Genomic DNA, 26,319 nt, shown 5'->3' on the forward strand with positions numbered 1-26,319 from the left:
TCATGCACATCACCATAGATCAGCAATGACGACGGTTCCCTTGGTGACGCTTTCCACTTTTTCGAGATAATTCTCAAGATGGGAAACGGTCTTTTCATCGTTTCAGCTGGTTGCAGCACGAAGGGCAGGATCAATTCACCTGCGCCGAATTTATCCCCACTTCTTTCATGGCGGGAGAGCACGGTGTTAGGGTATGATGACAGATTTCCCGGCGAGCAGAACGCCCGCCAGTTGGTTCGCGGTTGATGATCTCGTCAATATCTGCTTCAACGCCATCTTTGTGACGGATGCGAAATTTTCCAGTGCAGACGTTGTTCGGGGGTCATGCCCGCGGTGGGGTCAGCAACAACAGACTCGGTTGAAACCGTGACGGTTTCAAAATGCTCGATGAAACGCTGCAAAGCATCTTCGCGGCGATTGAAAATTAAATCTTCGCAAAGGTTGCGTTCTTCGGTCCCGATCTCGGCGTAAGGCATAACATGCGCGGCGTTGACGATAGCCATATCCAGGCCAGCCTGAACGCAGTAATAAAGCATGACGGAATTCAGCGGAGGACGGCTGGGGGCAAGACCGAAAGACAAATTACTCACGCCGAGCGATGTCATCACACCAGGTAGATTCTGTTTGATGAGGCGAATGCCTTCGATGGTTTCCTTCGCAGAATCGATAAATTCAACGTCACCAGTGGCAAGAGTAAAGGTGAGATCGTCGAAGACCAAATCTTCGGGTTTGAGTCCGTGGTCGTTGACGGCGATATCGTAAATACGTTGCGCTACTTCGAGTTTGCGCTGTGCAGTCTTTGCCATGCCGTTCTCGTCAATGGTGAGGCAGATAACTGCGGCGTTGTATTTTTTGGCAAGGCCGAAAATCTTATCAGCTTTTTCGCGGCCAGATTCAAGATGCGTGGAGTTGATAAGACAACGTCCTGGCGCGGTTTGCAATGCGATCTCAAGCACGTCCACTTCGGTGGTGTCGATCACGAGTGGGACATCCACCCCCATTTGCAATTTCTTGATGACCTTGCGCATCTGCTCGCCTTCATCAGCGCGTTCGGTGACAGCCACGGAAATATCCAGGGCATGCGCGCCGCCAGCGACCTGTTCGCGGGCGATGTCGAGAATGCCATCGTAATCTTCTTCAAGCAGGAGGCGCTTGAACTTGCGCGAGCCTTGCGCGTTGCAGCGTTCACCAAGCAAGGTGGGGGCGGGTTCCTGTCGCATGGAAATTGCTGACATGGCAGAGGCAAGCTGAGGCGTAGAGTGAAGCGGTCGCTTGGGATGTGGAGATGCGATCCAGTTTTTGAATCAGCAGCTTAAGATGTTCAGGCGTCGTGCCGCAGCATCCACCTACGACTGAAATGTTGTGCTTGGTTACGAATTCATACAAGTCATTCGCAAATGGTTCAGGCTCAAGTGGATACACGGCTTGGCCATCAACATTCAATGGAAGTCCAGCGTTGGGAATACATGAAACCGGCAGCATGGAATTTTCGCCGAGGAAGCGAACAGGCTCGCGCATGTGCTCGGGCCCCGTGGAGCAGTTGAGACCGATGACGTCGATGCCCATGCCTTCGAGGATGGTGAGCGATGCGTTGATATCGGTGCCGAGCAGCATACGGCCTGTCGTATCAAGCGTGACCTGAGCCTGGATCGGCAAATATTGCTGAGTCTCAGCGAAAGCATTGTGAATGCCAGTGATGGCGGCCTTGACTTCGAGAATATCCTGCGAGGTTTCGATGAGCAGAACATCCACGCCGCCTTGAATTAATCCGACGGCTTGTTCGCGGAAAGTATCGATGAGTTCATCGTATTTGACATTTGAAAGTTCAGGATCATTCGTAGATGGAAGTTTGCCCGAAGGCCCGATGGAGCCAGCGACGAAACGCGGCTGACCTGTCTTCGCGGCGAATTCATCCGCGACTTTGCGCGCGAGACTTGCGGCAGCAACATTGATCTCGAAAATGCGGACTTGCAATTTGTATTCCGCCATCGTCAAACGGTTGGAGCGGAAGGTATCCGTTTCAAGCACATCCACGCCGACTTCGAGGAAGGAGCGATGGACTTTTTCCACGGCTTCGGGATACGAGATGACGAGATAGTCGTTACATCCATTGTATTGTTCGCCGCCAAAATGTTCGGCAGTCAGGTTTTGTAATTGCAGGCTCGTCCCCATTGCACCATCAAAGACGAGGACTTTCTTTTCGAGTGCGTCAAGGTAACGGCGGTTGGTGTATTTGCGATTGGTCATTAAATCTCCTAAATAATGCTTGTTTTCAATTACAAACGAATTTCATTTACTGCGTTCATGATTTTTGTTTCAATATCTTCTGTCTCACCTATAATTAAGAGAAGATAATTTTCAAATATATTATCATCATAATTGGTCAACTCTAACCAATACCAAACGATGTCTTCTATAGATTCTTCTGTTTGCCACGAGGTCATAATGAACCGAGAGTCTGGGGGAGAATAATTGGGGTCGCTCATTATGTATGCAGTATCTATTGCATCATGCCATTCAGAACAGTCAATTCCAGCACAAACTGCGTAACGACATCCAGATGAAATTATCCAATTGGCTATCGCTTCCATTTCACTGTCGCCTGTATTCTCTTGATTTGAATACACTAAACAGACATAAGGTGCTTCAATTTTGATACTTGAAACATCAAATGGTCTTTTTGAAATGGCAACTGAAATATTTCTTGTTTGCAAGTTTAGTTTCTCCAAAACTTAATTTCAGACGTCCAATCTTTCTGCATCTTCTAACACAGCCTTCGCCCACGTGAACACATCCGCGCAATAAACTTCCGCATTCTCGGCGCGGACATTGAGAATCGTCTTCGTCCACGTGGATTTATTTATAACAGGTAAACCATCCCTTGAATTGATCTTGAAGGTGCGCTTGCCACTATCAACCAAATCTTTGTTCTGTTTCCTAATGAAGGCAGGCGGCTTATTTTCCACGAGGAATTCATGTAGTAATCCGCGCTCGTGCAGCCAGCCTTCGCGAGTCAACCTGCTGGAGTGCTGAAGCACGTACGCAGTGACTGTCAAGTGATGGACGATGCTGTAGCCAGCATCTGTGAATTCCAGGGCAAGGAACTCATGAAAACGGGATTCGCAGTCCGCTGCGCCGCATTCGGGGGGCAGGTCACGGCAGGGTTCGGTTGAAAAGCCGACCACGCGATCAATATATTCCTGCGGGTTGCCAGCAAGCGCCACACCGTGAAGCCCGTCTGGATTTCCCATCGTTCGCGGGGGTCTTTGGCTGCTTCGTAAAATAATCGGCTGAAGTAAATGTCTTTCGAGCCGCTGGCAATCAGCAGGATGGGCCGAGGCGCGATTCTTCCGATCACCTCCAAAACACCCGCATCCCTGCCGCGGATCATATATTCATACATCCGATAGTACAGCCAGTTGAAAGGCAGGTTGAGCCAGCGCTGTATGGATCTGGGGGAGCCGCCATGGTCGGATAATCGGGCAGGGCTTAGACCATCGAGGACAAGTGCACGGATCTTGTCTGTTTTCAACGCGCCGCGCAGGGCAGCTTGTGCGCCGAGCGAAATCCCCAGCGCGCCGATCTTTGCCCCCGTTGACATCCACGCGGCTGAGCAGGTAATCCACCGCGCCTGCAACATCGCTCTGCTTCGCGCAGGCCGTAGGTGGATGTGTCGCCGTCGCTGCTGCCATGAGCGCGCAGGTCGATCATGGATCACGCCGTAGCCTGCGTTGACAAGAAATGAAGCATGGACCAGCATGTCGGTGCCTGCGCCTCCCAACCCGTGGATCAGGATAATAACGGCGCGATTTCTGCCAGCATGGAATCGCCCGAAGAGGGGTCAGTCCGTCACGCGATTTGAAAGTGATCCTTGAACACCAGGTTGGATTTGCTGTCCCAGTTGAATCTTCGGGATGGATGCGCAAATTGAAAGGCATTCCCGAAAGCCGAACGGAGCACCCATATAAACAGTACTAGGGTCCAATACAGCGGGTGTTCCAACGCGTAGCCGCCGATCATAAGAACGACGAAAACAATATCCACAGCAGGGTCACGTTGCGATAATATCGCCAGCCTTTTCGATACATGGCTAGGCTTTGGGCCCTTTATGAATGGATGAGACGCCCTCGCTCCACAAGACTTTTTGCGTAATGCCGCTGATCTTCCATGCCCCCCATTGCCTTGCAAGCTGGAAATCATACATGCAGTGGGTGGTGAATTCCTCTGTTTCGGACCTTCTCCAAACCACCATTGAGGCGCGGCAGGCGGCGGCATCGAAATCGGGGAAGATAACCTCATAATTCCCGACCACGTGATGAAGTTTCAAGTGGTCAAGCGACCTCGCGGCGGAGTCTTACATACTCACTGGCTGAGATGGTTTCGGGCGGCGTGCCGCGCAGGTCGGAGTAATCGGTGTAAAGTGATTCGGTGAAACAGGCCTGCAATCCATCCCAATCTTTCACGTCGAAGCTGTTGGCAAAGCGAGCGATCAATTGCTGGATATTCAAAATATCTTCGTGCATATTTAGATTCCTTTTGGTAACAGTACTCGCCCGGCTGCGGTCATTTTTCCTTCTTCCATCATTTTTCGCGCCCGCTCGATATTCGCATCTGTCCAAATGGATTTCTGCCTGCGCGGCGAGAAGCGTTTTGCATAGCGTTGATCATCCATGCCTTTTTCGAAGCCGTCGATCCAGCCAAAGCAAATCGCTTCCTCCACCGCATCCACATATGGGATGGATGGCTTTTGGGTGAATTTCTTGTACTGGATCAACCAGATCTCTTTGCAGGTCTTGTGATTCTTTTCCAGCCATTCGCGGAATTCCTCGCGGGTGGTGACGTAAATTGTTTCGCCGATTTCCATTTAGGTTCTCCGTGTCATTGCTTCGTCAGGCAGAACGCCTTCCTTTCAACGACATAATAAAACGCCTCTCATTGTGAGAGGCGACATGCGAGACACATATCATCTCTCATCTACCAGACTCGTTTACGGTCTGCCGAAGTTGGCACCGCTTGAACGGTTGCCGAGGCTTCAAAGGGTCGGTCCCTCAGCCTCTCTGGATGAGTACAGCTAAAATATTGTTTTCGTTTTTATATCATAGCGAATAGGGCATGTCAACTCAAAAATTTTCGTGGCGTCTCTTTCTCTTTATAATGATTCACAGTACGCCGTACAAACCCAGAATAAATAATACAAGACTGAGCAGCGCAATAAACACATGTGGAATTGCAACATTCACTTTTTGCATGTACTTGATGGTCTGGTCGCCTTTTGCGCTGTACTCCTTTGACCAGCTTGCGTAGGTCTGAAGCGGTATCGCTTCACCGTGCTTTTCCTCCCGGATGATCTTTTCGATTTCCTGAATCCGCGTCGAAAAGAAATGAGATAAACCCCGCCAGTGACCTTCAAGAAACCAAAACACGATCGAGGCGCCAAAAGCAATGAGGAACAAAACACTGTTCTTGTACAGGAATCCAGCGCCGATCGTTGCGAGTGCGACCGTGATCGCCCAATTCTTGATGTTCAACCCTTTGCTGTCCATGTCTTCGTAGAAATGTTGCAGCATGATGTATTCATCTTTTAGCAATTCCGCGCGTTTATCCTTGTTCATATTCTCTCCTTTTCAAAGGGTTATCTGGAATCATTGATGATCTTTTAGCCATGCCAGTGCGCTGTTTCCTGCTTTGCGTCCACTGGCGAAACAGGCGGTCAATAAATAGCCTCCCGTCGGCGCTTCCCAATCGAGCATCTCACCTGCGCAAAAGATCCCTGGGAGTTCGCGAAGCATCAAATGTTCATCCAGAGATTCGAACATCACGCCGCCAGCGGAACTGATCGCCTCATCCAGCGGACGTGTCGCGATCAATGGGATGGGCATGTGTTTGATGAAAGCCGCCAACCGTTCTGTGTTTGAAAATTCCTCTTTTGGCATGAACTCATGCAGCAGCCCCACCTTCACGCCTTTCAACCCCACCGTCTTTTCAAGATGACTCGACATCGAACGCGAGCCGCGCGGTTTTGATAATCTTTCAACCAGCCACTCGTGTGACCTGTCAGGTGTCATGTCCAATTCAAGGACTGCCTTGCCGTTGGCTTCGATCTCATCACGGAGCGGCGCCGAAGCAGCGTAGATCAAACTTCCCTCCACGCCTTCCTTCGTCACAATGAATTCACCCTGTTGATGGAACGACCCAAACGACAACACTACCGATTTCAGCGGCTGACCATCGAATCGCTCCCGAAAATGTGGACTCCATGTCACATCAAATCCGCAATTGGATGGTTTCAACGCTTCGACCTTAACCCCGGCCTGCTTCAACCAATGGACCCATACGCCGTCCGAGCCGAGTCTTGCCCAACTGCCCCCGCCAAGCGCCAGAATCACCGCATCGGCATGGACGGTTTTTTCGTCCTCGGGCGTTTCAAATTTAATGATGCTCCCACCGCCATCCCCGGCGATAATCCCTCCTACCCACCTGTGCCGCAAATGAAAATTGACTCCCGCATCGCCCAGCCGTTTCAACCATGCACGCAACAGCGGACTGGCCTTCATCTCTTTCGGAAAGACCCGCCCCGATGTGCCAACGAAAGTTTCCACCCCGAGTCCGCGCGCCCACTCGCGCAGGTCATCGGGCGTGAAATCGGATAACCACTTTTCCACTTCATTTTTTCGATTTCCATACCGTGAAACGAATTTTTCGAACGGCTCTGAGTGCGTGAGATTCAATCCGCTTTTGCCCGCCATCAGAAATTTCCGCCCCAGCGATGACATGGAATCATACACATCCACCTGCACGCCATGTCCGCTCAAAACCTCTGCCGCCATCAACCCTGCAGGCCCGCCGCCGATAATTGCCACTGAATCATTCATAAGTTCATTATAAAGAGAAAAACTCCCGATTGGGTCGGGAGTTTTGGCGAAAGTATCTATCCAGTTTTGATACTCCTGTGAGCCTGTGGGCCGTTTGGGGAGCTTCTTGTGCTGAACATCACCTGACCAGCCCGTCTCCATTTTTCTTATCCTACCTTCCCACACTCAAAACCCCGCCCAACGCGTTCAACTTCAAAGTCCATGTACTGCCGATCTGAAATTGTTGAAACTCGCTGACTGAGCCTGGTGAATAAGTAATTTCTCCCTTCGGGGTGCTGAAGGTGACAGTCAGGGTCGCCGACGCATTCCCGAGCCGCTGACCATTGAATACACTCGGCTCTGCATACTCTGGAAACAGGTCGCTGCCGCTCAAATCATACGATTGAATGGTCGCCCACTCATCAACGGTGTAACTGCAATAATCCTGGCTTTCGGTGCGGCACTCGGTCACAACCTCGGCGAAGCCATTGCCCCTATCCACGGTCTTGTCTTCACAGATTTCCTGGCTCTCCGTATGACACGAAACATCATACGCACCCGAGGGCGGGCTTCCACGCTCATTGGAATAATTCACCGCGCGGATCTCCTGCAAAGGAACGGAAGTCTGCCAGAAAACATCGGCCACGGTCCCCTCCACAGACTTGGATGGGAACACAAACAGGGCAAAGATTGCGATACAACACACCGCCAAAAACGCGCCGATGCCGCCGAACAAAAGCCAGTTTACCTTTTTAGGCTGAGCCTTTGCCGCAGGTGTCACTACTCCCGCCGCGGGAACTGGCTCAACGACTGTGCGTGGCAAAGGTGCGCCGCATTTGCCGCATACCCGTTCACTGCTCGGATTCTCAGCTCCGCAATTTTTACAGTTGATGATCTTTACAGCGGGAGCCGCCTGCAAAACCTGTCCCGCCTGTCTTGCCTTGCCTTCCTTCAAATCGCCGCCGCATTGCGAACAATTCGTCGCAGTGGCGGGGTTGCGCGTGCCGCAAAAACCGCAATGGATGTCTGCGCCTGCTTTTGCCGCGCTGGCAACCTTCTCATCGGTAATGATTTTTTCATCCGCTGCGCGCTGAAACTTGACATCATCAGGCTGGGGCGCTCCGCAAGCCTGACAAGTCTTCCTCGACCCCTTGTTGACGCCGTCGCAACTTGGGCAAACCCATTCAAGCTCAACGAAACCTTTACTTTGTTTTCTTTGCATCTCTCACTCCTTTATCCTTCGCGAGTGATTCTACAACAAAATTTTTTTATTGTGCGATGCCGTGCCATTTCAAAATATCATGAATGCGGGACTCGTGATTCGAATCAGGATAAGGCGACGGATCGCCCGCATCTTTTCTTAACGGAGAGTGGGTCAATGCGTCGAAAACAGCCATCGCCCCGTTGGCCACATTGTGCGGGTCATAGCCGCCTTCCAAAACGAAGACGATCTTGCCGCCGCAATGCTCATCTGCAAGCGCAACAAGTTTTTTTGAAATTTCATAATACCCACGCGTGGAGAGTCCCAGCGAGGTGATCGGGTCGTTCCAATGCGCATCGAAGCCTGCCGAGATCAACAGCATCTGCGGGCGGAAGGATTCCACCACGGGCTTGAAAATTTCATCAGCCACGCGCGCGAAGGTTCCGTCGCCTGCAAACTCATGCAAGGGTACATTGACCAGCCGTCCCTTTGCATGAGGCGCGTCATTGATCCAGCCTGTGCCCGGGTAAATTCCCCACTGGTGGGTCGAAATGAATCCAAAACGGTCGTCATCCACACAAGCCGCCTGTGTGCCGTTGCCGTGATGCGCGTCATAATCGATGACCATCACGCGCTGTAATCCGTTTGCCAGCGCTTCACGCGCCGCGATGGCAATGTTGTTGAAAATGCAAAAGCCCATCGCGCGGTCTGGCTCGGCATGATGCCCCGGCGGGCGGACAATGGCGAAGGCGTTCTGCGCCTCGCCGTTGAGCACCGCACGCGTGCAGGTGATCACGCCGCCTGCTGCGAGCAGTGCATCTTCATAAGATGTCTGCGTGATATAGGTAGGCGCGTGATCGATGATGCCCGGTCCGCGTGTGCAAACCTCCGCAATGGCTTTGACCAATTGCGGGTCGTGTGCCAGTGCGATCTGCTCAGGCGTGGCACGCACCGCCTCGATTCTTTCCGCATCCACGGAAGCAAGCAGTGGCTCCAACACATCCAACCGCCCGGGCCTTTCGGGATGGTCTGGGAATTCATGCGTTTTTGATGGCACAAACGTGAAAACGGTTTTCATGGGTTAATAACTTCCCGTGATCTGCTTCCAGATGAATTTTGCAAAATCCTGTTCGTAGTTTGGCTGATTTAATCCGCTAGGCGGCAGTGACGACGGTGTAATGATACTTAAGTTGTAACCGGGCGGGGGATTAAAATTAAGGGCCTCCAAAGTTATCACCTGGTTGATCAGGGAGGTATATGGAATTGTCCAGGAATAGGACGTGTTGTTTTTGGTGCCATCTACTTTAATGTAAGGCATGGTAACGACAATGTTCGTGTTGAATTTTGGATTCAGGACCCATTTGCATTCACCATTTGTTGATTGGGTGAAGGGAAAGGCAAGATAACCAAATACGGCATCTGATGCCGTGTCGATGGATTGGGCAAGATTATGGTCGTCATGGCTGTGTGGAACTTGCAGGTTTTCAGAATTGTTTAGAATGATTTCATCAATTGGGAGTTCAATGGTGTGGCGGATCGGGTTGATGCTGTTTGCCGGGGAGACTGTCAACAGAAATAGCAGCTCGTCACGAGCGGCTACATTGTTGAGCATGTTTTGAAGTTGTTCTGGAAACCCGCTGGTGGGGTACCCATCTTTTAATACTTGGTTGAGATACACAGCTTGGAGTAGTTGCGGGCTGACGAAAGTGAGCGTGATTCGTACCTTGTTGGCTCCATCCAACGTGATCGTTTCCGTATCAGACCAGCGTTGTGTTTCGGTGATCAACTTTTGGAACGCGGCGTATTGCGCTCCTTGAAATTGTGTAAATGCTGGAATGGACGGGTCTAAGGGAATGGAGGTGACGGGAGTCGTTGAGTAGGCATATTCAAAGATGATGTTTGCCCACGGTTGCGGAATCGTCCGATATACATTTACGGTCTCTAATGGTACTGGTGTACAGGCTTCCAAAGCGGCAACGACAGGCGCCTGTGTCATGATGGATGGTGGAACACACCCAACACTCCCCAGCATAACCGCCAGTGCCTGGAATCCGCACAGGAAAATTGACAAGCGTTTTTTGAACAAAGATAAACCCCGTGACATTCGCCCCGCCTTTCCGACATTAAGTGCGCAAAATAAAGGAATTTTGCGATGAATAATATTTAGCATTGTACAACTGTTTGAATGAAAAGTTAAGCAGCAATGAAACGAAGCAGGGATTTTCGCGAAGTAATCCTCAAAAACCGTTTGAATTAACGTAATTCGCGGCAAAGAATCTGGATGAATCTCAAGGTGGTAACTGAAGCAGGCGATATTTCCAGTAAAATCAGGCGGTTAGGAGAAACAACCCTTGCTGAATCGCTTGAAACTTGCCGCAAAAATTCTCTTGCGCGGCGAACCTCAAAAGAAAAACCGCAATCCAATCCCTGCCATCACCGCCGAGGAAGTTGCCGAAGCCCGCGCCTTTTTTCCGCGCGATAAGTTTTTCATCTTCGGCCATGCCCGCTCGGGGACGACCCTGCTCATGCGCCTTGCCCGTTTGCATCCCGAAGTCCACTGCAATTATCAGGCGCATTTTTTTACGCGCAAACCGCTGCTTAAATCATTGGTCGATTCGCCCGAAGCCGAGGAATGGCTCACCCGCAAATCCAACCGCTGGAATCAGGGCCGTGACCTTTCTCCGCTGGTGCTGCGCGCCACGGCAGATTTCATCATGGAGCGCGATGCCGCCCGCGAAGGCAAAATGATCGTCGGCGATAAAAGCCCATCTTCCATCATCCACGGGCAGGCTGTGCGCGATATGCACGCAGTTTATCCCGATGCGAAAATGATTTGCATCGTCCGCGATGGACGTGACGTGTTGATCTCGGAACGTTTTCGGAATTTCGTCGAAGAATCAAAGTTTCTGACGTCGGAAGACAAACGCATCATGTCGGACCTGCGGCTTGATCCTATTCCCTTTTCAGATGGCCGCCGTTCGATATTTACCGAAACCTTCATCCGCCGCGTTGCCAAAGACTGGGTGAAAGACCTGACCGAAACAGAAGACGAAGGCCGCAGGCTGTTCAACGACCATTATTTTGGAATGCGCTACGAAGACCTGCTTTCCCAGCCGTTCGATGAAATGAGCAAACTGTGGAAGTTCCTCTCTGTGAAAGGCATTGACCCAGCCCTCGATAAAGTCTTGCGCGCTGAAATGTCCACGAATCCTGATGAAGAGTGGCAATCCAAACGCAACGAAGGCATTGCATCCTTTTTGCCGAAGGGACAGGCTGGCAATTGGACTCGGCTATTCACCGAACGCGATAAGGCTGTGTTCAAAGAAGTCGCGGGCGAGATGTTAATCCGCTGGAAGTATGAGCAGGATTTGAATTGGTAAGGTGCGACGCACCGTTGACTGATAATGCCCCTCGAAACAGAATCAGCTTTCGGTTAAGTGCGAAGCGTTGCAAGTCGTGAAGGAAATATTCCCCTTGGACATCGTCAAAAAAATTCCCCGCTGGGAGCAGGTCATCCCCGTTTATGCCGTCATCGTGATGATGGTGTATGTGTGGTCGCTCTTTCAGTATTTTTGGAGGCTTTCAAGCTGGCTCAATTTTTCAACGCTGGGACAGGTTGGGGGCATTTATGTTTATACGGTGGCGGTCAATTTTATTGAAAGCCTTTTGATCCTGCTTGCGCTGCTTGTGTTGAGCGTGATCCTCCCTTCGAAATGGTTTTATGAGCAGTTCGTGGTGAAGGGTAGTGTGTTGACCTTTCTCACCCTCGGCGGGTTGATGCTCTTCAACCAAACTCTGTTCGAGGATATTCTGCATCCTTCGATATTGCTTCCGAAACTTCTGGCTTTTGCGGCTGTTGTTGTTCTTTTGATCTTTCTGTTTGGCCGAATTGGTTTCTTGAAAAAAACGATGGAAGAACTTGCGAATCGCATGACCGTGTTTCTGTATATCTGGATGCCGATCACCGCGATTTCGATTTTGGTTTTGCTGGTGCGAAACATTTTTTGAGCTTGAAGAAGCCCGATGCACATAAAGAAGGAAGATAGATGTCCAAATTCAACCGCCGTAGTTTTTTGAAATTGATCGGGGCTGCCGCTCCTGCAGTTTTGCTGCCCAGCCTCGCACATCGTGTCGGCGGGTTGGATGCTTCGCGCCCAAATATCATTGTGCTGTTGTTCGATGCCATGAGCGCGCGAAACCTCTCGTTGTATAAATATCCGCGCCCCACCTCGCCCGCGATGGAGCGTTTCGCCGAACATGCAAATGTGTATCACGCGCACAACTCCAGCGGAAATTACACCATCCCCGGCGTGGCCTCGTTGATGACGGGTACCTATCCGTGGAAGCATCGCGCCATCAATCATCGCGGCGCGATTCGGCAAAGCATGGTGGGGAATAACCTCTTCCGCGTTTTAGGCAGTGACTATCACCGCCTGGCCTTCCCCCAAAATTTTTGGGCCACCCTCTTGCTTTCGCAATTTCAAGATGATGTTGATGTGCTGCTTTCATCGGGCGAATTCTCCGAGTTGAGTTATCTGCTGAGCGATCATTTCCCCAAAGATAAAAACATGTCAGCGCGCGCGTTGGATGATTTTCTGTTCAGAGTGGGGGAGGCGCCGCCTTCTTTGGTGCTGGGTTCTCTGGAAAGATTGTTGTATTCGTGGCAAAGCAATCACCTGCCTACAGACGGTTACAAGGAATTGCCTCATGACCTCAACTATCCGATCACTTTTCGGTTGGAGGATGTGTTCGATGGTTTGATCTCGCTGATTCCGAGTCTGCCTGCGCCGTTCTTCACGTACCTGCATCTGCTTCCGCCGCACACGCCTTATCGTCCCACCGACAAATTCTTCAACGCCTTCCGCGATGACATGAAGCCCATGCGCAAACCTGACCATCGTTTTGCCGATGGTACTTCGAATGCAGACCTCAATCTGGCGCGGCGTTTATATGATGAATACATCGCCTCCCTCGATCAGGAATTGGGCAGGTTGTTGGATTCGCTTGAAAGCCAGGGCCTTTTCGAGAATAGTTATGTCATCCTCACCGCTGACCATGGCGAGATGTTCGAACGCGGCGAGAAGGGACATTCCACGCCGTTGTTGTACGACCCGGTCATTCACATCCCGTTGTTGATCTCCGCACCGGGGCAGAAGACTCGCCGCGATATTTACACCCCCACAAATGCCGTGGATATCCTCCCCACACTCGCCCACCTGACAGGCAATCCGCTCCCTGCCTGGACCGATGGAAAGCCGCTGCCCGGCCTCGGCGGTGAAGAAGATTACGAACGCAGTTTATATTCTGTGGAAGCGAAACTCAGCCCTGCCAACGGAATCCTCAACAAGGCCACGGTCGTTTTGCGAAAAGGAGACCGCAAACTCATTTATTACACAGGCTACGAAGCGGAAGATTCCTTCGAGTTGTACGACCTGAGCGAAAACATCGAAGAACTCCACGATCTGTATCCAGACCAGCCTGCTTTCGCAAAACAAATGAAGGAAGAATTACTCGAAGCGTTTTTCGAGGCAAATAAAAAAAAAAGACCTTTGCAAAAGTCTAAAGATGTAACCAGGAGACACGAAGACACAGAAAACCAATTAAAACTCCGTCGGGGGGGCTACAGGTCTATTCAGTCACTCTCAAAAGGATAAAACATGAAATTTCTAATCGCAGGTCTCGGCTCCATTGGCCGACGTCACTTTCGCAATCTGATCGCCCTCGGCGAAAAAGATATCGTTCTGCTGCGCACGCGCAAGGCCACCCTGCCCGATGATGAGTTGGCGGGCTATCCCGTTGAGACCGATCTGGCCGAGGCGCTCAAAAAACACAAGCCCGATGCCGTGGTTGTGGCGAATCCAACTTCGCTGCATCTCGATGTTGCCATCCCTGCCGCTGAAGCGGGCTGTCACATTTTGCTGGAGAAACCCGTTTCACACTCGCTTGACCGACTCGACCTGCTTGAAAAAGCCGCGGCAAAAAGCGGAAGCAAAATCCTCGTCGGGTTTCAATTTCGCTATCACCCCACTTTGAACAAGGCGCGTGAATTGATTCAGTCTGGCGCGCTTGGCAAAATATTAACTGTCCATGTGCATTGGGGCGAGTATCTTCCGCAGTGGCATCCGTGGGAAGATTATCGTCAGAGCTATGCCGCGCGCGCCGACCTTGGCGGCGGGGTCATCGTCACGCTCACGCATCCGCTCGATTACCTGCGTTTTCTTTTGGGCGATGTCGCGTCGTTGTGGTCGTTCAACGAGCATTTGTCTGCGCTGGAATTGGATGTGGAAGATTTTGCAGAGATCGGTTTGAAGTTTTCGAGTGGGGCAGTGGGCGGCGTACACATCAATTATTTTCAACGCCCCGGTGTGCATAAACTGGAAATTGTCGGAACGGATGGAACAATGCGCTGGGATAACGCGGACGGAATCCTGCACCTGTTCAAAATGCCCGCCCCCTTCGGCTCCTATTCGGACCTGCCGCCTGCTCCTGTCACCGAATCATTTTCTCCCCCCGATGGATTCGAGCGCAATCAATTGTTCATCGCGCAGACCAAACACTTCATTGACATCGTGCGCGGAGATGCACAACCCATCTGCACCCTCACCGACGGTGTCCGCGCTTTGCAAATGGCGCTGGCCGCTTATGAATCGCAGAAGACGGAGAAGTTGGTGAAGTTTGGTAGGGTCTGAAACGATCACATTCTCCCAAATCACATTCGGCGAATCTTTCAACAGGTACACCTTGATCTTTTCCCCGATCACAGCTTGGACGTAATCCTTTTTCAAATATGGCGCGGCTTCGGCATCGGTGCCTTCCCAAATGGAGACGATGACATCGGGTTTGAGTTGACCGAAGGTGTAGGCGTAATCCCATTTCATGTGACCGGGCCGCATAAATGGGACATCGGCAATGCTCATCGGTGTGCGCACGTTTTGATGCGCGATGTACGGGTCGGCTTTGCCGAGAATATCAATCGCGTAGCGGTCGGGCAACAGGTAGGGAATTGTCCCCGCGCCGATCACAGCGACGGAGGCCCCGGGTTCCGTCACATTTTCGATGGCGAGAGCGATCTGCAAATTGCGGTCACTGCCTGCCACGTAATCGGGTCGCCGTGTGAAATTCCAGCGTTCGATGGATTTCCATTCGCCGATCAACGCATTGAAATTGAGGAGGGAAAAAGTAAAAAGGACGACAAACACAACCCGCCAGCCAATTTCAAAAAGGTTTCCTTTGTGACGATCGCTCCTCCCGCCGTCCCCGGCGGCGAGGACGCCGCCTTGAGCGAAAAGATTTGAAGCTGCTTTCTTCAACAACTCCACCGCTGACCACGAGAACACAACAAAAAACAACGGCATGGCGATGACAATATATCGATTCGCCCCGCCGTGATTCTCCCAGGCATCCCCGCCCACGTACACGGAATAGGCCACCTGCCCGATGAAGACCAGCGCGAGCAAAGTCACCTTCCAATCGCGGCGGAAGAGGAAGATCGTGAACGGCAGTAAAAAGAGCATCCAGTTCGAGTAATACGCAAAATGGATCAGGGCGTACAGTCCGCGCAGGAGGCGCAGGGTGAGCGGCCAGCCTTCCACTTTGAGATAGTAGGTGTTCGGGAGCAGGGCGTCGTAATAGAGATAGCGCGCCAAAGTCTGTCCGCCGAGCGAGAGGACGAGCAATCCCAACCCCCAGATCAAATGCTCTTTGCGATTCTCTTTTTGCACGAAAAACAAAACCGCCAAAATGACGATGTATGGCACGGCCATATCAAAGCGGACAAGGGTGGAAATGGCAAGCAAAATGTAGATCGAAACGGAGAATTGTTTGTCGTTTTTCAGGATCAGCCAAATGACCGCGGATAACATCAGCGCAAGCAGGCTCACTTCCATGCCGAGCAGACCATACGAGTTGAGCGGCGCGTAGAAAGCAGTCAGCGCTACGGCGGCGAGCATGGCGAAGAGGTCATCTGTAAAATGTTCGATAATGCCTTTAACGAGAAGCAGGTTGAAGGTCAGGAGCGAAGCGCCGATGATCTGCATCACAAGGCTGGTTTCGTTCAATCCGATCGGCAGCAGGTGGACGAGGGCCATGAGCCCCACCCAGAGCGGGTTGGTGAATCCTTCCACGTGTTCGCCTGCGTTCCAGACCGGGCCTAGTCCGTGCGCGAGGTTGTAGGCGTAGCGCATTGAGATCATGGCATCGTCGAAAAGGACATAATACGTTTTGCCTTCGATGATGAAACTGGTGGCCGCAATATAGCGCTGACAGTAGTAAATGTAGCCAAAAATAAGCAGGGCAAACAGGGTATTGCGAAGAAATTTCGAGTTCATTGTTTTGGGATTATATCTTAGCCGTTTAAAATTCATTGACTGAATTTTGGAGTATAATTGCCGCTTGTAAAAATTAAAAAACTTCGAAAGCCTCTCGATACCCGAAGGGTAAGGCGGGCCTGAAAAGATTTATCAACCAAATGGAGTAAAAAAATGGCAAAAGCAAAACTCATTCCTCCCTATGGCGGAAAACTGGTCAACCTTGTGGTTGAAGGCAAGGAACGCGAGGAGCTTCTCGCCCGCGCCGGTAAACTTCCTTCCATCAAGATCACAATGCGCAACCTGTGCGATCTCGAATTGATCGCCACGGGCGGTTTTTCACCTCTCACCACTTTCATGGGCAAGGCTGATTACGACCGCGTGCTCAAGGAAATGCGCCTTGCGGATGGGACTCTCTTCCCGCTTCCCATCACCCTGACAGCGGATCCCAAAGAATTGCCGACCGTCGGCGAGGATTTGGCGCTGCGCAATGCGAACTTCGACCTGATCGCCGTGATGACCCTCGATGAGGTTTATCACTGGGATGCAGAGACCGAAGCCGCGCATGCATACGGTTCCACCGATTCCAAGCACCCGATGGTCTCTGAAATGGGACGCTGGGGCAAGGTCTGCATCTCCGGCCCGATGAAAGTTGTGAACCTTCCCAAGTATTATGACTTCGTCAATCTGCGCCACACCCCCGCGCAGGTTCGTGCCATGCTTGAGGAAATGGGGCACGATAATGTTGTTGCTTTCCAGACCCGCAATCCTTTGCACCGTATTCATGAAGAATTGACCAAGCGCGCCGCCGCGGAAGTCAAAGGCTCTTTGATCGTTCACCCCGTAGTTGGCATGACCAAGCCCGGTGATGTGGACCATTACACCCGCGTCCGCACCTACAAGGCGTTGGTTGATAACTACTACGATAAGAAAGACACCATGCTCAGCCTGCTGCCGCTCGCCATGCGCATGGCTGGCCCGAAGGAAGCCCTCCTTCATGCCATCATCCGCCGCAACCATGGCGCGAATCATTTCATCGTGGGCCGCGATCATGCGGGTCCGGGAAATGACTCCACGGGCAAACCGTTCTACGGTCCGTACGATGCGCAGGAGATCATGAAGCAGTACGAAGCCGAAATCGGCGTCAAGATGGTTCCGTTCGAAATGCTGGTCTATCTTCCCGATGAAGCACGCTACGTGGAAGAGAAGGACGTACCGAAGGGTGCAAAGACCGCCAACATCTCCGGTACTCAGGTGCGCGATGATTTTCTTGCCAAGGGCAAATTGCTCCCCGAGTGGTTCACCCGCCCTGAAACCGCTGAAATTTTGCGCGAAATGTATCCGCCCCGCCACAAACAGGGCTTTGCCATTTGGTTCACCGGTTTGAGCGGCTCGGGCAAATCTGCAACCACCGCCGTGCTCACCACATTGCTCCTCGAACGCGGACGTGAGACCGCCATCCTCGATGGCGATGTCGTTCGCACGCACTTGTCCAAGGGTCTCGGCTTTAGCAAGGAAGACCGAGATACCAACATCATCCGCATCGGTTTCGTGGCTGGTGAGATCGTCCATGCCGGCGGCGCAGTGGTTTGCGCAGCCATCAGCCCCTACCGTGCCACACGTCAGGAAGCCCGCAAGATGGTTGGTGAGAACTTCATCGAGATCTTCATGGATACTCCTGTTGAAGTCTGCGAACAGCGCGATGTGAAGGGCTTGTATGCCAAGGCTCGTCAGGCCATGGTGGATGGAAAACCGATGGGCTTTACCGGCGTTGATGACCCGTATGAACAGCCGATCGATCCCGAAATCACCCTCAAGGGCTTTGGCGCATCTCCTGAAGAGAACGCCCATGCCATTGTCAAGTACCTCGAAGAGCAGGGCTATATTCTGCCCATGAAGTAAACCAAAGACCTGACAGGTTTAACGCAACTCCACTTGTCGATTGTGGTTTGGCGAATCACAGACATTCATCCGATTGAATCTCTGTGGGAACCTGTCAGGTCTTTTTATCATTTTATGACCCGACAACGTGCCGCATCTTTCGCCGCCCTCGGCCTGCTCGCCATACTAGGGACAGTTTTCATCCTTTATGCGACTCCCGAAGGCCTCGGCCTTTCAGATGATTCGATTGCTTACATCGCAGGCGCACGCAGTCTATTAAGCGGACAGGGTTATCGCGAAGCATGGCTTGCGAGCAACGGCCCGGTCACACACTTTCCCCCAGGTTTCTCATCCATTCTTGCATTGGTCGGTCTTAGCGGACTCGACCCCGTGCGCGGCGCGCGTTTTCTTAACGCGTCGTTGTTCGGCGCAAATACCTTTCTGCTCGGCCTGATCGGCTGGCGCATGACCAAATCACAAATTGCGGGTGTTGTGCTCGCTCTGCTTTTTGTTCTGAATGCCTCCCTGCTGCGCATCCATGCGGTGGCGATGAGCGAACCGCTGTATATCTTTTTCAGCCTTGGGGCATTTCTCCTGTTTGATTTTTATTTCGAGCAGCGCGAAAAACGCTGGTTGATTCTGGTGGGGTGTTTTGTCGGCGCAGCCTACCTGACGCGTTACGCGGGGCTGGCTTTGTTCGCCACGTTTCTCGTGGCGTTGATTTTGCTGCGTGAAAACTGGTTGAAGCGAATCACCCGTTCGCTGATCTTCATCGCCTCGTTTTTGCCGTGGGCGGCGGCGTGGAGTCTCCGCAACAAACTGGTCGCGGATAATGCCACCAATCGCACGCTCGTCTATCACCCGCTGACCGAGGAGAATATTCAGGCGGGGATTTACAATTTCTCCGAGTTTCTCATCCCGATCGAGACATGGCGGAGGGCATTGGTCAAAAACCTTGACCTGCTGTTTGCCATTCTTGCCATTCTCGGGCTGGTGATTCTCGTTTGGGTTGTTGCGAAGGGGCTAAAGAAATTCTTCCAGCCTTCTTCCGAGATGCCCGAAATCCTGTCTTTCACGAACGGGCTTTACATCTTCGCCTACCTTGCATCGATCCTTTCTTCGATGATGCTGTTCGATGCCAGCACCAAATTCAAAGCGCGCATCAATTCACCCATCTACGTTTCTCTGCTGATCCTGCTGGTGTGGCTCGGATTTTGGCTCTGGCAAAAGCGATCCTTGCTTTGGCGCGGGGTTGTCGTCGGGGCGGCTGTGTTTCTCGTGGCGCTATCAAGCCGCGAGTTGGCGGGAGTCGTAAGGCAGTTCCACAAGGGCGGGCAGGGATATGCATCCTTCCAATGGTATGATTCGGCAGCGATGGATTTCCTGAGCACACTTCCCGCAGGCACACGTATTTACACCAATCAGGCTGGCCCCGTTTATCTTTATACGAATCGTCCCGCCTACGTTTTGCCCGACCTGGTTGACCCCGTCACAGGTCTGCCGCGCGAACGTTACGAAGAAGGTGTGCAGGCTTTGCAGGAGGATGTGCTTTCGGGGAACGCTGTCCTCGCTTTGTTCAAATTTGGCGCGGAAGAAGAGGATGTGCAAAGCATCTATCTGCAATTGGCCGATGGCTTGAACCTTGCCCTCGATAAACGCGGCGATAAAATTTATACGGCTTTTCCGTAAAAGGAACATATATGACCATTTTCGATAAATTCAGTTTGAAAGATCGCGTGGCTGTTGTCACGGGCGGGGTGGGGCTGCTTGGCGCAGAATTTTGCAAGACTCTTGCTGAAGCAGGCGCGGCAGTTGCTGTCGTTGACTTGAACGGCGATGCAGCCAACAAAGTAGCAAATGGACTCGTCCAGTCTGGATACAAGGCGATGGGAATCGCGACCGACATCACCAAACCAGAATCGGTCAACGCGATGGTCGCCTCGGTTCTTTCGACCTTTGGCAGGCTCGATGTACTGGTGAATTCAGCCGCCCTCGATCCAAAGTTCGACCCTGATGCCGCCGCGAAAGGCATCGCCCCCGGCGCATTCGAGGACTATCCGCTTGAGCAATGGAATGCGGCGTTGAATGTCAACCTCACGGGCATGTTCCTCGTTACGCAGGCTTGTGTCAAACAAATGAATGCGCAGGGCAAAAAAGGCAGCATCATCAATATCTGCTCCACCTATGGACTCAACGGCCCCGACCAGCGGATTTACATCAAAGACGGCAAACGTGTGGCATACAAACCTGTGTATTACACCACCACCAAGGCAGGCGTGATGGGATTTACCAAATACCTCGCCGCCTACTATGCCGAGACGGAAATCCGCGTGAATGCGCTCACTCCGGGCGGTGTGTTCAACAACCACGAAGAATATTTTGTGAAAAATTATTCCGCCAAAACCATCCTTGGCCGCATGGCGAAAAAGGATGAAATGAACGGCGCTTTGTTGTTTCTGGCCTCTGATGCATCCTCCTACATGACGGGGAACAACGTCATCGTAGATGGCGGCTGGACGGCATGGTAATCACCAATTACCAATGACAAACATCCTCGCTCTTATCCCCGCTCGTGGCGGCTCGAAAGGTATTCCGCGCAAGAATATCCGCAACTTTGCGGGGTATCCCCTCATTGCGTGGAGCATTGCCGCGGCAAAACAATCTGAGCTGGTGACTCGCATCATTGTTTCGACAGATAATGAAGAGATCGCCGCTGTTGCCCGCGAGTGGGGGGCAGAGACTCCCTTCCTGCGTCCCGCAGAATTCGCACAGGACAAGACCACCGATTTGCCCGTTTTTGAGCATGCACTCAAGTGGCTTGAAGATGTGGAAGGCTATCGCCCCGATATTGTGATCCAGCTTCGCCCCACATCGCCCATTCGCCCACATACCATGGTGGATGATGCCATTCGTATTTTGCTGGAGCATCCCGACGCCGATTGCGTGCGTGGCGTGGTGCCTGCGGGGCAAAACCCGTTCAAGATGTGGCGCTTCAACGGCGAAGGCAAACCACTGAATCCGCTGTTGACCGTAGATGGAATCGCCGAGCCGTACAATGCTCCGCGCCAGATCCTGCCGCCCGTTTATTGGCAGACAGGTCACATTGATGCGATCCGCGAATCAACCATCGCCAATAAGAAATCTTTGACGGGCGATGTCATCTATCCGTTGGTGATCGACCCGAAATACACGGTGGATATCGATACCCTCCCCGACTGGGCGAAGTACGAAGCGCTCGTGTACAGTGGGTTGGAAATGGTCTCACCGGGCGCGGCGCGGCGTCCACTGCCTGAAACCGTGAAAATGATCATCTGCGATTTTGACGGCGTGGTGACGGATAATCTCGTCATCACCGATCAGGATGGCAGGGAATCTGTCACGGCTTCGCGCAGTGACAGTATGCACATCAAGAAACTGCGCGAGATGGGTGTCGAGGTGATGATCCTCTCCTCGGAACCAAATCCTGTTGTGATGGCGCGTGCGAAAAAAATGGGGGTGGAGGCAATTCACAATGTGGGCATGCAGGACAAGGGTAGAGTGATGCGCGAAATCCTCGCGCAGAAAAATGTCAAGGCGCAGAATGTCGTCTATCTGGGTAATGACCTGAATGACCTTCCCTGTTTTGAAATTGCTGGATGGTCTGTGGCGGTGGCGGATGCGTATCCCGAAGTCCTCCGCGCGGCGGACCATGTATTGACGAAAACGGGTGGTCATGGCGCGATCCGTGAGTTGTGCGAAATTATATTGAAACAATTATCTCAAAAGGAGAATACGAATGGCTCGTGAAATTAAATTTGGAAACCGAATGATGGGTGATGGTCATCCCGCGTACGTGATTGCAGAAGTGGGAATCAATCACAATGGCGATATGGATGTCGCGAAGAAGATCATTGATGCCGCCGCTCATGCGGGCGCGGATGCGGTGAAATTTCAGAAGCGCACACCCGAAGTGTGCACGCCGCCCGAACAGCAAAAGCAAATGCGTGAAACGCCCTGGGGCTACATCACCTATCTGGATTATCGTTACAAGGTTGAATTCAACGAAGAACAATATCGCGAGATCGACCGCTACTGTAAAGAGAAGAAGATCGATTGGATGGTCTCTGTGTGGGATGAGCCTTCCGTCGATTTCATGGAGAAATTCGATACGCCCGCATACAAAGTGCCCTCCGCTTCGCTGACGGATCACAACCTGTTGAAGTATGTGCGCAAAACAGGCAAGCCCATCATCATTTCCACGGGCATGTCCACGATGGAGCAAATTCACAAAGGCGTGAATATCGTCGGCGAAGATAACCTTGTCATCATGCATTGCACCAGCACGTATCCGTGCGAGCCCGAGGAATTGAACCTCAATATGATCGGAACCCTGCGCAAGGAATTCCCGAATAACCCCATCGGTTATTCAGGCCACGAAGTTGGGCTTGTGCCTTCGGCGGTTGCGATTGCGCTCGGAGCAACCTCCATTGAACGTCACATTACGCTGGATCGCGCCATGTGGGGCAGTGACCAGGCCGCCTCGGTGGAGCCCGGCGGCTTCGAGCGTTTGGTGAAATACATTCGTGTCACCGAAGCCGCGCTTGGCGATGGTGTGAAGAAGGTTTACGAATCCGAAAAGGGTTCGATGAAGAAACTTCGCCGCGTGGTGAGTGAATAAATTGAGTTTATAGGTTAGCAGGTTGGAAAGTTGACAAACCTTCCAACCTGCTAACTTTTCAACTTGCTATCCCGATGAAACAAATCCGCCGCACCCTCCGCCCTTATGGCAAGACCGCCCAAGCCATTCTGCGCTGGAAACGATTTTCTTTTAACGACGCGCCGCCCATCTTTGGCAACTCCAAACCCAAGAGCGGCTCGCATCTTTTATTGCAGATCCTCAACGGTTTTACGCAGATCATGCCGTATCGCTATGTAGCCGCTGACCCGGTGCGGACGATCACGTATGAGGGAAGACGAAAGACGAAAGAGGAAATCCTCGCGGATTTGAAGCGTGTGCCAAACGGAGTCATTGGCTGGGGCTATGTGGATGCGACAAAAGAAAACGCTTCTTTCTTAACCTCGGCAGGGCGCGTGAACTATTTTATTTATCGCGACCCGCGAGATATGCTTGTCTCACAAGTTTTCTTCGCGACCGATATGCACGAAGAGCACGGCATGCACGACTACTACAACTCCCTGCCCGATTTCGGCGCGAGACTTAACGTCGCCATCACAGGCATTGACCGTGATGGATTAAAGATGGTCAGCGTGAAGCAGCGCTACGAAGGGGTCTTTCAATGGCTGGAACAGAAGAGCGTGATGTGCCTGCGCTTCGAAGACCTCATCAACAACCGCGATACGACTCTCATGTCCATGCTGGATGAAATAGAAAAGACGGGATACAAGATCCCGACTCCGCGTGAAAAGGCGCTGGCCATTTTGGTGGATGCCATCCAGCCGAAGAAAAGTCATACCTTCCGCTCTGGTAAGACAGGCGGATGGAAACAATACTTCGACGAAGATCATAAAAAATTGTTCAAAGATATTGCGGGTGATCTGCTGATGAAGCTGGGGTATGAGAGCAGCAACGATTGGTGATCTATTTTTCGAATCGAATTTCATCCAGATAGAATGTTGCACCGCCCGGGCATTTTTCCCAGCTTGTTGACCATACAAAACCGCCGATGATGTAGGAGAGATTTGTATCATCGAGGGGAATCTCATACTCTTTCCATTCAGATGTCAGTTTCTCGGTGATGCCGCGCGGATAGGAAAGGCTGTCTCCGTAGTCGCCGATAATTCCCCCAACTTTGAATTCCAGTGTGCAGGCTGTCTCTGCCCTCGCCCAGAACTTTAAGCGGCTATAGGCGGATAGGTCGTACCCGGTCCCAGCCCAGATCTGTTCCTTGCCCCAGTTGTTGGCTGGCTGCTGCCAGTAAACACCGGCCCATTTGCAGGGCGGCTTGTAGTCGCATGTGTAGGGTCCATTTCCTTGCAGGTTGTAGATCACCTGAATGGAAGTCTCCCCCGATTGTGGATTCTCCTCACTGGCCCCGTCGATTTGAATATCACCCGTATCACCCATGTATCCGCTTGGGCTGAAGTGATTGTAAGGCGATGCTCCATCGTTGTAGATATAGAACACATCGTCAGAGATGGAGACCGCGGTCTCAATGGGTGGGACTGTGGCCGTGGAGGTTGGGATTGCAACAATGGGTTCCTCACCCATTAAGCGCAGACCCAATTCCTTGGGAGTTCGGTCTGAGAAAAAGATTCCCCAGTTGGGTTCAACGGACAGGTTGGTTTTCCAGGGCTGGTCGAAGGCTTCGAAATACACAAAGGAAACTTCGGTGTTTTCCAGCTCTTGATAATATTGATTTTGTACGGTTTCCGATAGCTTTCCTTCCGAGTCCCCTGCAGTGGGGAGCCCAACCTCTTTGAAAAGTACAAAGAGATCGGTTTTTCCATCCAGGTCTTTGTAGGCGCCCTCTGTCCACTTAACGGCGTTGACCGCATCAAGCTGGCCATGGAAGTATGGATGCGCATTTGGGAAGACCCAGTCTCCCAATTGCAGAAGTTTTTCATCGTAATAATCATCAAGTTCCTCGGTGGTGGTGACGGGCTTGCCCGTTTCCTCGCGCAGATTATCGATGACAAACGACAGAACTGGCATCTCATAGCGCTTGCTCAATCCTTCATTCCCCACACAGAAACCAAGCACAATTGAAAAAGCTGAAGCCGCCTTCGCATTGGACAATTCCTCTTCGTTGGCGGGGTCCCATATTCCCATGATGAGGCCATCAAACCCTGCTTCTTCAGCGATGACGGGAAGATCTTTTCCCATCACTCCTCTTGAATCATAGGTTACAAGACCTGTAAACCCTGCTTCACGCAACACCTCAAGGTCTGCGCGAATATCGTCCAGACTTGTTTCCAGTCCTTTATTTGGGTCTGCATTGGGCGGCGAATAGGTGACCCACACAATATCTTTCACCTTTTCGACCCAGTCGTTCGGAAGTGTTCCCCCAGGCGCGGGAATCGTGTTGCTCGGCTGGGGTGTTGCCGACGGCGCGGCACAACTTGATAATAGAACAACCGTCAGCAGTATGGTGTGAAATGGACGAAGGGATTTGGTGGTCATTTTAGCTCCCACAATTTTTTCTTGCTGAGTTTGCGATGGCGGCCTTGTCATAATAGATGTTGCGAATTTCGATGATAAGGTTCCTGGGATTTTCAGGGACAATGCTTGCATCTGGATTGGTGATGGAAATAATATTGTTATCCCCCCAATCAATGGTCCAGCCGAAGACTCCTACAACGTGTTGCAGCATATCGGGCGTGAAACCTGATATGTCATATTCGAAACTTTGCCATTCCTCTGTAAGTGTGGGCTCGCACATCAAAATGGAGGATTTGATCGAATCGGGATATGGAGCGGAAACCCTTTCCTTTGTCTGCTCATCCCAGACCCAGGTCACACCGCCGATGACGAACTTCACATCCACGCTGTCTTGTATACTTCTTGCCTCCCACTTGATGGTTTTATATGCGCTCAAGTCAAACCCATTATTGGGGTCTGTCCCACCCGGGCCAGCTGAGTCGATGAACATGATTCCCGCAAACCTGGCGGGGTTGGGGTTGATCTCTTTGTTCACATATTTATAGTCCCATTCGTGCGGACCATTTCCATAGGCGGAATAGGTAAATAGGATCGGGTTGTTTGAATTTCCGACCCCGCTGATGTTGATATCCCCGCGGTCACCCATGTGCTGGGTTGGTTTATAAAATTGCGTTACCGAAAACTGGTCAGAATTGGTGGGCGGCATTTTGCCCGTCAATGTGTTTTGTGCCTGAGTCGAAGTCGAAGGAATAGAAACTGTGGGGGTCGTGAGTGTTGCTGGTGGGTCTCCCATGAGCACAGGGATGATGGCAATGAGAGCCGCTGCGATCGTTGCGATTGCTGCGATCAAAGCCACAATGACCTGTATCCATTCTTTTGTGGTTTTTGGCGTGTTTTCTGGCGTACTTTCTGAAGATGGTTTTTTCCTGCCCAATTTGTACCTCCTTGAAGCTGTAGGGTTAACGGGTGGAAAATGCATAA

25 protein-coding genes and 1 riboswitch are annotated in these 26,319 nt (G+C 51.8%); of the genes, 10 read left to right on the forward strand and 15 right to left on the reverse strand.

What is annotated here, in order from left to right:
• Positions 1-266: 266 nt before the first annotated feature.
• The 13 genes from IPI86_RS20745 to IPI86_RS20805 all read right to left on the reverse strand — a co-directional run bounded on the left by IPI86_RS20745 (position 267) and on the right by IPI86_RS20805 (position 10,156).
• Positions 267-1,220 carry a dihydropteroate synthase gene (locus tag IPI86_RS20745; RefSeq protein WP_345299931.1) on the reverse strand — a complete coding sequence of 318 codons (954 nt, stop codon included), beginning with the start codon at positions 1,218-1,220 and terminating at the stop codon, positions 267-269.
• On the reverse strand, positions 1,186-2,247 hold the full coding sequence (locus IPI86_RS20750; RefSeq protein ID WP_345299932.1) for a homocysteine S-methyltransferase family protein: 1,062 nt from the start codon (positions 2,245-2,247) through the stop codon (positions 1,186-1,188). Before IPI86_RS20750 ends, IPI86_RS20745 begins: the two co-directional genes overlap by 35 nt.
• Before the next feature lie 29 nt (positions 2,248-2,276).
• Complete coding sequence (locus IPI86_RS20755; protein WP_345299933.1) at positions 2,277-2,714, reverse strand: hypothetical protein; 438 nt, start codon at positions 2,712-2,714, stop codon at positions 2,277-2,279.
• Between the two features lie 24 nt (positions 2,715-2,738).
• Entirely contained in the window at positions 2,739-3,152 is a 414-nt protein-coding gene (locus tag IPI86_RS20760) for a DUF5946 family protein (protein WP_345300027.1), read from the reverse strand.
• Entirely contained in the window at positions 3,053-3,760 is a 708-nt protein-coding gene (locus IPI86_RS20765) for a hypothetical protein (protein WP_345299934.1), read from the reverse strand. The genes IPI86_RS20760 and IPI86_RS20765 overlap by 100 nt, the downstream gene beginning before the upstream one ends.
• A 330-nt stretch (positions 3,761-4,090) precedes the next feature.
• Entirely contained in the window at positions 4,091-4,327 is a 237-nt protein-coding gene (locus IPI86_RS20770) for a hypothetical protein (RefSeq protein ID WP_345299935.1), read from the reverse strand.
• 4 nt (positions 4,328-4,331) lie between these two features.
• Positions 4,332-4,523, reverse strand: a complete 192-nt coding sequence (locus tag IPI86_RS20775; protein ID WP_345299936.1) for a nuclear transport factor 2 family protein — start codon at positions 4,521-4,523, stop codon at positions 4,332-4,334.
• Positions 4,524-4,525: 2 nt separating this feature from the next.
• Positions 4,526-4,864, reverse strand: a complete 339-nt coding sequence (locus IPI86_RS20780; protein WP_345298635.1) for a hypothetical protein — start codon at positions 4,862-4,864, stop codon at positions 4,526-4,528.
• 103 nt (positions 4,865-4,967) lie between these two features.
• Positions 4,968-5,068: riboswitch (SAM riboswitch) on the reverse strand.
• A gap of 91 nt (positions 5,069-5,159) precedes the next feature.
• Complete coding sequence (locus IPI86_RS20785) at positions 5,160-5,612, reverse strand: hypothetical protein (protein ID WP_345299937.1); 453 nt, start codon at positions 5,610-5,612, stop codon at positions 5,160-5,162.
• Between the two features lie 30 nt (positions 5,613-5,642).
• The gene (locus tag IPI86_RS20790) at positions 5,643-6,872 is read right to left on the reverse strand and encodes a TIGR03862 family flavoprotein (RefSeq protein WP_345300028.1); all 1,230 of its coding nucleotides are present in this window, start codon (positions 6,870-6,872) and stop codon (positions 5,643-5,645) included.
• Between the two features lie 151 nt (positions 6,873-7,023).
• A complete protein-coding gene (locus tag IPI86_RS20795) occupies positions 7,024-8,073 on the reverse strand; it encodes a zinc ribbon domain-containing protein (RefSeq protein WP_345299938.1) in 1,050 nt (349 codons plus the stop codon).
• 46 nt (positions 8,074-8,119) lie between these two features.
• Positions 8,120-9,130 carry a histone deacetylase gene (locus tag IPI86_RS20800; protein ID WP_345299939.1) on the reverse strand — a complete coding sequence of 337 codons (1,011 nt, stop codon included), beginning with the start codon at positions 9,128-9,130 and terminating at the stop codon, positions 8,120-8,122.
• Between the two features lie 3 nt (positions 9,131-9,133).
• A complete protein-coding gene (locus IPI86_RS20805; RefSeq protein WP_345299940.1) occupies positions 9,134-10,156 on the reverse strand; it encodes a hypothetical protein in 1,023 nt (340 codons plus the stop codon).
• Between the two features lie 247 nt (positions 10,157-10,403).
• On the opposite strand from IPI86_RS20805, the gene IPI86_RS20810 reads away from it, so the two are divergent.
• From IPI86_RS20810 to IPI86_RS20855, 10 genes are all read left to right on the forward strand, one after another.
• Positions 10,404-11,432, forward strand: coding sequence for a sulfotransferase (locus IPI86_RS20810; protein ID WP_345299941.1), 1,029 nt, complete (start codon positions 10,404-10,406; stop codon positions 11,430-11,432).
• Positions 11,433-11,526: 94 nt separating this feature from the next.
• Complete coding sequence (locus IPI86_RS20815; protein ID WP_345299942.1) at positions 11,527-12,060, forward strand: hypothetical protein; 534 nt, start codon at positions 11,527-11,529, stop codon at positions 12,058-12,060.
• Between the two features lie 38 nt (positions 12,061-12,098).
• Entirely contained in the window at positions 12,099-13,706 is a 1,608-nt protein-coding gene (locus IPI86_RS20820) for a sulfatase-like hydrolase/transferase (RefSeq protein WP_345299943.1), read from the forward strand.
• Between the two features lie 3 nt (positions 13,707-13,709).
• Positions 13,710-14,741: a Gfo/Idh/MocA family oxidoreductase gene (locus IPI86_RS20825; protein ID WP_345299944.1), complete on the forward strand. Its 1,032-nt coding sequence runs from the start codon at positions 13,710-13,712 to the stop codon at positions 14,739-14,741.
• Between the two features lie 1,791 nt (positions 14,742-16,532).
• Entirely contained in the window at positions 16,533-18,260 is a 1,728-nt protein-coding gene (locus IPI86_RS20830) for a bifunctional sulfate adenylyltransferase/adenylylsulfate kinase (protein ID WP_345299945.1), read from the forward strand.
• A gap of 114 nt (positions 18,261-18,374) precedes the next feature.
• Positions 18,375-19,928: a phospholipid carrier-dependent glycosyltransferase gene (locus IPI86_RS20835; RefSeq protein ID WP_345299946.1), complete on the forward strand. Its 1,554-nt coding sequence runs from the start codon at positions 18,375-18,377 to the stop codon at positions 19,926-19,928.
• 11 nt (positions 19,929-19,939) lie between these two features.
• Positions 19,940-20,767, forward strand: coding sequence for an SDR family oxidoreductase (locus IPI86_RS20840; protein WP_345299947.1), 828 nt, complete (start codon positions 19,940-19,942; stop codon positions 20,765-20,767).
• Positions 20,768-20,780: 13 nt separating this feature from the next.
• Entirely contained in the window at positions 20,781-22,025 is a 1,245-nt protein-coding gene (locus IPI86_RS20845) for an acylneuraminate cytidylyltransferase (protein WP_345299948.1), read from the forward strand.
• A complete protein-coding gene (locus IPI86_RS20850) occupies positions 22,015-22,896 on the forward strand; it encodes an N-acetylneuraminate synthase family protein (RefSeq protein ID WP_345299949.1) in 882 nt (293 codons plus the stop codon). Before IPI86_RS20845 ends, IPI86_RS20850 begins: the two co-directional genes overlap by 11 nt.
• A gap of 74 nt (positions 22,897-22,970) precedes the next feature.
• Positions 22,971-23,816 (forward strand): sulfotransferase domain-containing protein, encoded by an 846-nt coding sequence (locus IPI86_RS20855; protein WP_345299950.1) that lies wholly within the window; start codon positions 22,971-22,973, stop codon positions 23,814-23,816.
• A 1-nt stretch (position 23,817) separates the two neighbouring features.
• Here IPI86_RS20855 and IPI86_RS20860 read toward each other — a convergent pair whose 3' ends face one another.
• Together IPI86_RS20860 and IPI86_RS20865 are read right to left on the reverse strand one after the other, a co-directional pair.
• Positions 23,818-25,359, reverse strand: coding sequence for a hypothetical protein (locus IPI86_RS20860; RefSeq protein WP_345299951.1), 1,542 nt, complete (start codon positions 25,357-25,359; stop codon positions 23,818-23,820).
• Between the two features lies 1 nt (position 25,360).
• Positions 25,361-26,272, reverse strand: a complete 912-nt coding sequence (locus tag IPI86_RS20865) for a hypothetical protein (RefSeq protein WP_345299952.1) — start codon at positions 26,270-26,272, stop codon at positions 25,361-25,363.
• Positions 26,273-26,319 lie beyond the last annotated feature (47 nt).

Source organism: Candidatus Villigracilis affinis (assembly GCF_016705895.1).
Lineage (GTDB): Bacteria > Chloroflexota > Anaerolineae > Anaerolineales > Villigracilaceae > Villigracilis > Villigracilis affinis.

What these genes read in the sequence shown, in the direction of transcription:
- IPI86_RS20840 (WP_345299947.1), top strand. Translation starts at nt 19,940, where the DNA reads ATGACCATTTTCGATAAATTCAGTTTGAAAGATCGCGTGGCTGTTGTC.
- IPI86_RS20785 (WP_345299937.1), bottom strand. Translation starts at nt 5,612, where the DNA reads ATGAACAAGGATAAACGCGCGGAATTGCTAAAAGATGAATACATCATG.
- IPI86_RS20750 (WP_345299932.1), bottom strand. Translation starts at nt 2,247, where the DNA reads ATGACCAATCGCAAATACACCAACCGCCGTTACCTTGACGCACTCGAA.
- IPI86_RS20805 (WP_345299940.1), bottom strand. Translation starts at nt 10,156, where the DNA reads ATGTCACGGGGTTTATCTTTGTTCAAAAAACGCTTGTCAATTTTCCTG.
- IPI86_RS20780 (WP_345298635.1), bottom strand. Translation starts at nt 4,864, where the DNA reads ATGGAAATCGGCGAAACAATTTACGTCACCACCCGCGAGGAATTCCGC.
- IPI86_RS20795 (WP_345299938.1), bottom strand. Translation starts at nt 8,073, where the DNA reads ATGCAAAGAAAACAAAGTAAAGGTTTCGTTGAGCTTGAATGGGTTTGC.
- IPI86_RS20790 (WP_345300028.1), bottom strand. Translation starts at nt 6,872, where the DNA reads ATGAATGATTCAGTGGCAATTATCGGCGGCGGGCCTGCAGGGTTGATG.
- IPI86_RS20745 (WP_345299931.1), bottom strand. Translation starts at nt 1,220, where the DNA reads ATGCGACAGGAACCCGCCCCCACCTTGCTTGGTGAACGCTGCAACGCG.
- IPI86_RS20835 (WP_345299946.1), top strand. Translation starts at nt 18,375, where the DNA reads ATGACCCGACAACGTGCCGCATCTTTCGCCGCCCTCGGCCTGCTCGCC.
- IPI86_RS20820 (WP_345299943.1), top strand. Translation starts at nt 12,099, where the DNA reads ATGTCCAAATTCAACCGCCGTAGTTTTTTGAAATTGATCGGGGCTGCC.
- IPI86_RS20855 (WP_345299950.1), top strand. Translation starts at nt 22,971, where the DNA reads ATGAAACAAATCCGCCGCACCCTCCGCCCTTATGGCAAGACCGCCCAA.
- IPI86_RS20775 (WP_345299936.1), bottom strand. Translation starts at nt 4,523, where the DNA reads ATGCACGAAGATATTTTGAATATCCAGCAATTGATCGCTCGCTTTGCC.
- IPI86_RS20765 (WP_345299934.1), bottom strand. Translation starts at nt 3,760, where the DNA reads ATGCTGGTCCATGCTTCATTTCTTGTCAACGCAGGCTACGGCGTGATC.
- IPI86_RS20845 (WP_345299948.1), top strand. Translation starts at nt 20,781, where the DNA reads ATGACAAACATCCTCGCTCTTATCCCCGCTCGTGGCGGCTCGAAAGGT.
- IPI86_RS20825 (WP_345299944.1), top strand. Translation starts at nt 13,710, where the DNA reads ATGAAATTTCTAATCGCAGGTCTCGGCTCCATTGGCCGACGTCACTTT.
- IPI86_RS20830 (WP_345299945.1), top strand. Translation starts at nt 16,533, where the DNA reads ATGGCAAAAGCAAAACTCATTCCTCCCTATGGCGGAAAACTGGTCAAC.
- IPI86_RS20860 (WP_345299951.1), bottom strand. Translation starts at nt 25,359, where the DNA reads ATGACCACCAAATCCCTTCGTCCATTTCACACCATACTGCTGACGGTT.
- IPI86_RS20800 (WP_345299939.1), bottom strand. Translation starts at nt 9,130, where the DNA reads ATGAAAACCGTTTTCACGTTTGTGCCATCAAAAACGCATGAATTCCCA.
- IPI86_RS20850 (WP_345299949.1), top strand. Translation starts at nt 22,015, where the DNA reads ATGGCTCGTGAAATTAAATTTGGAAACCGAATGATGGGTGATGGTCAT.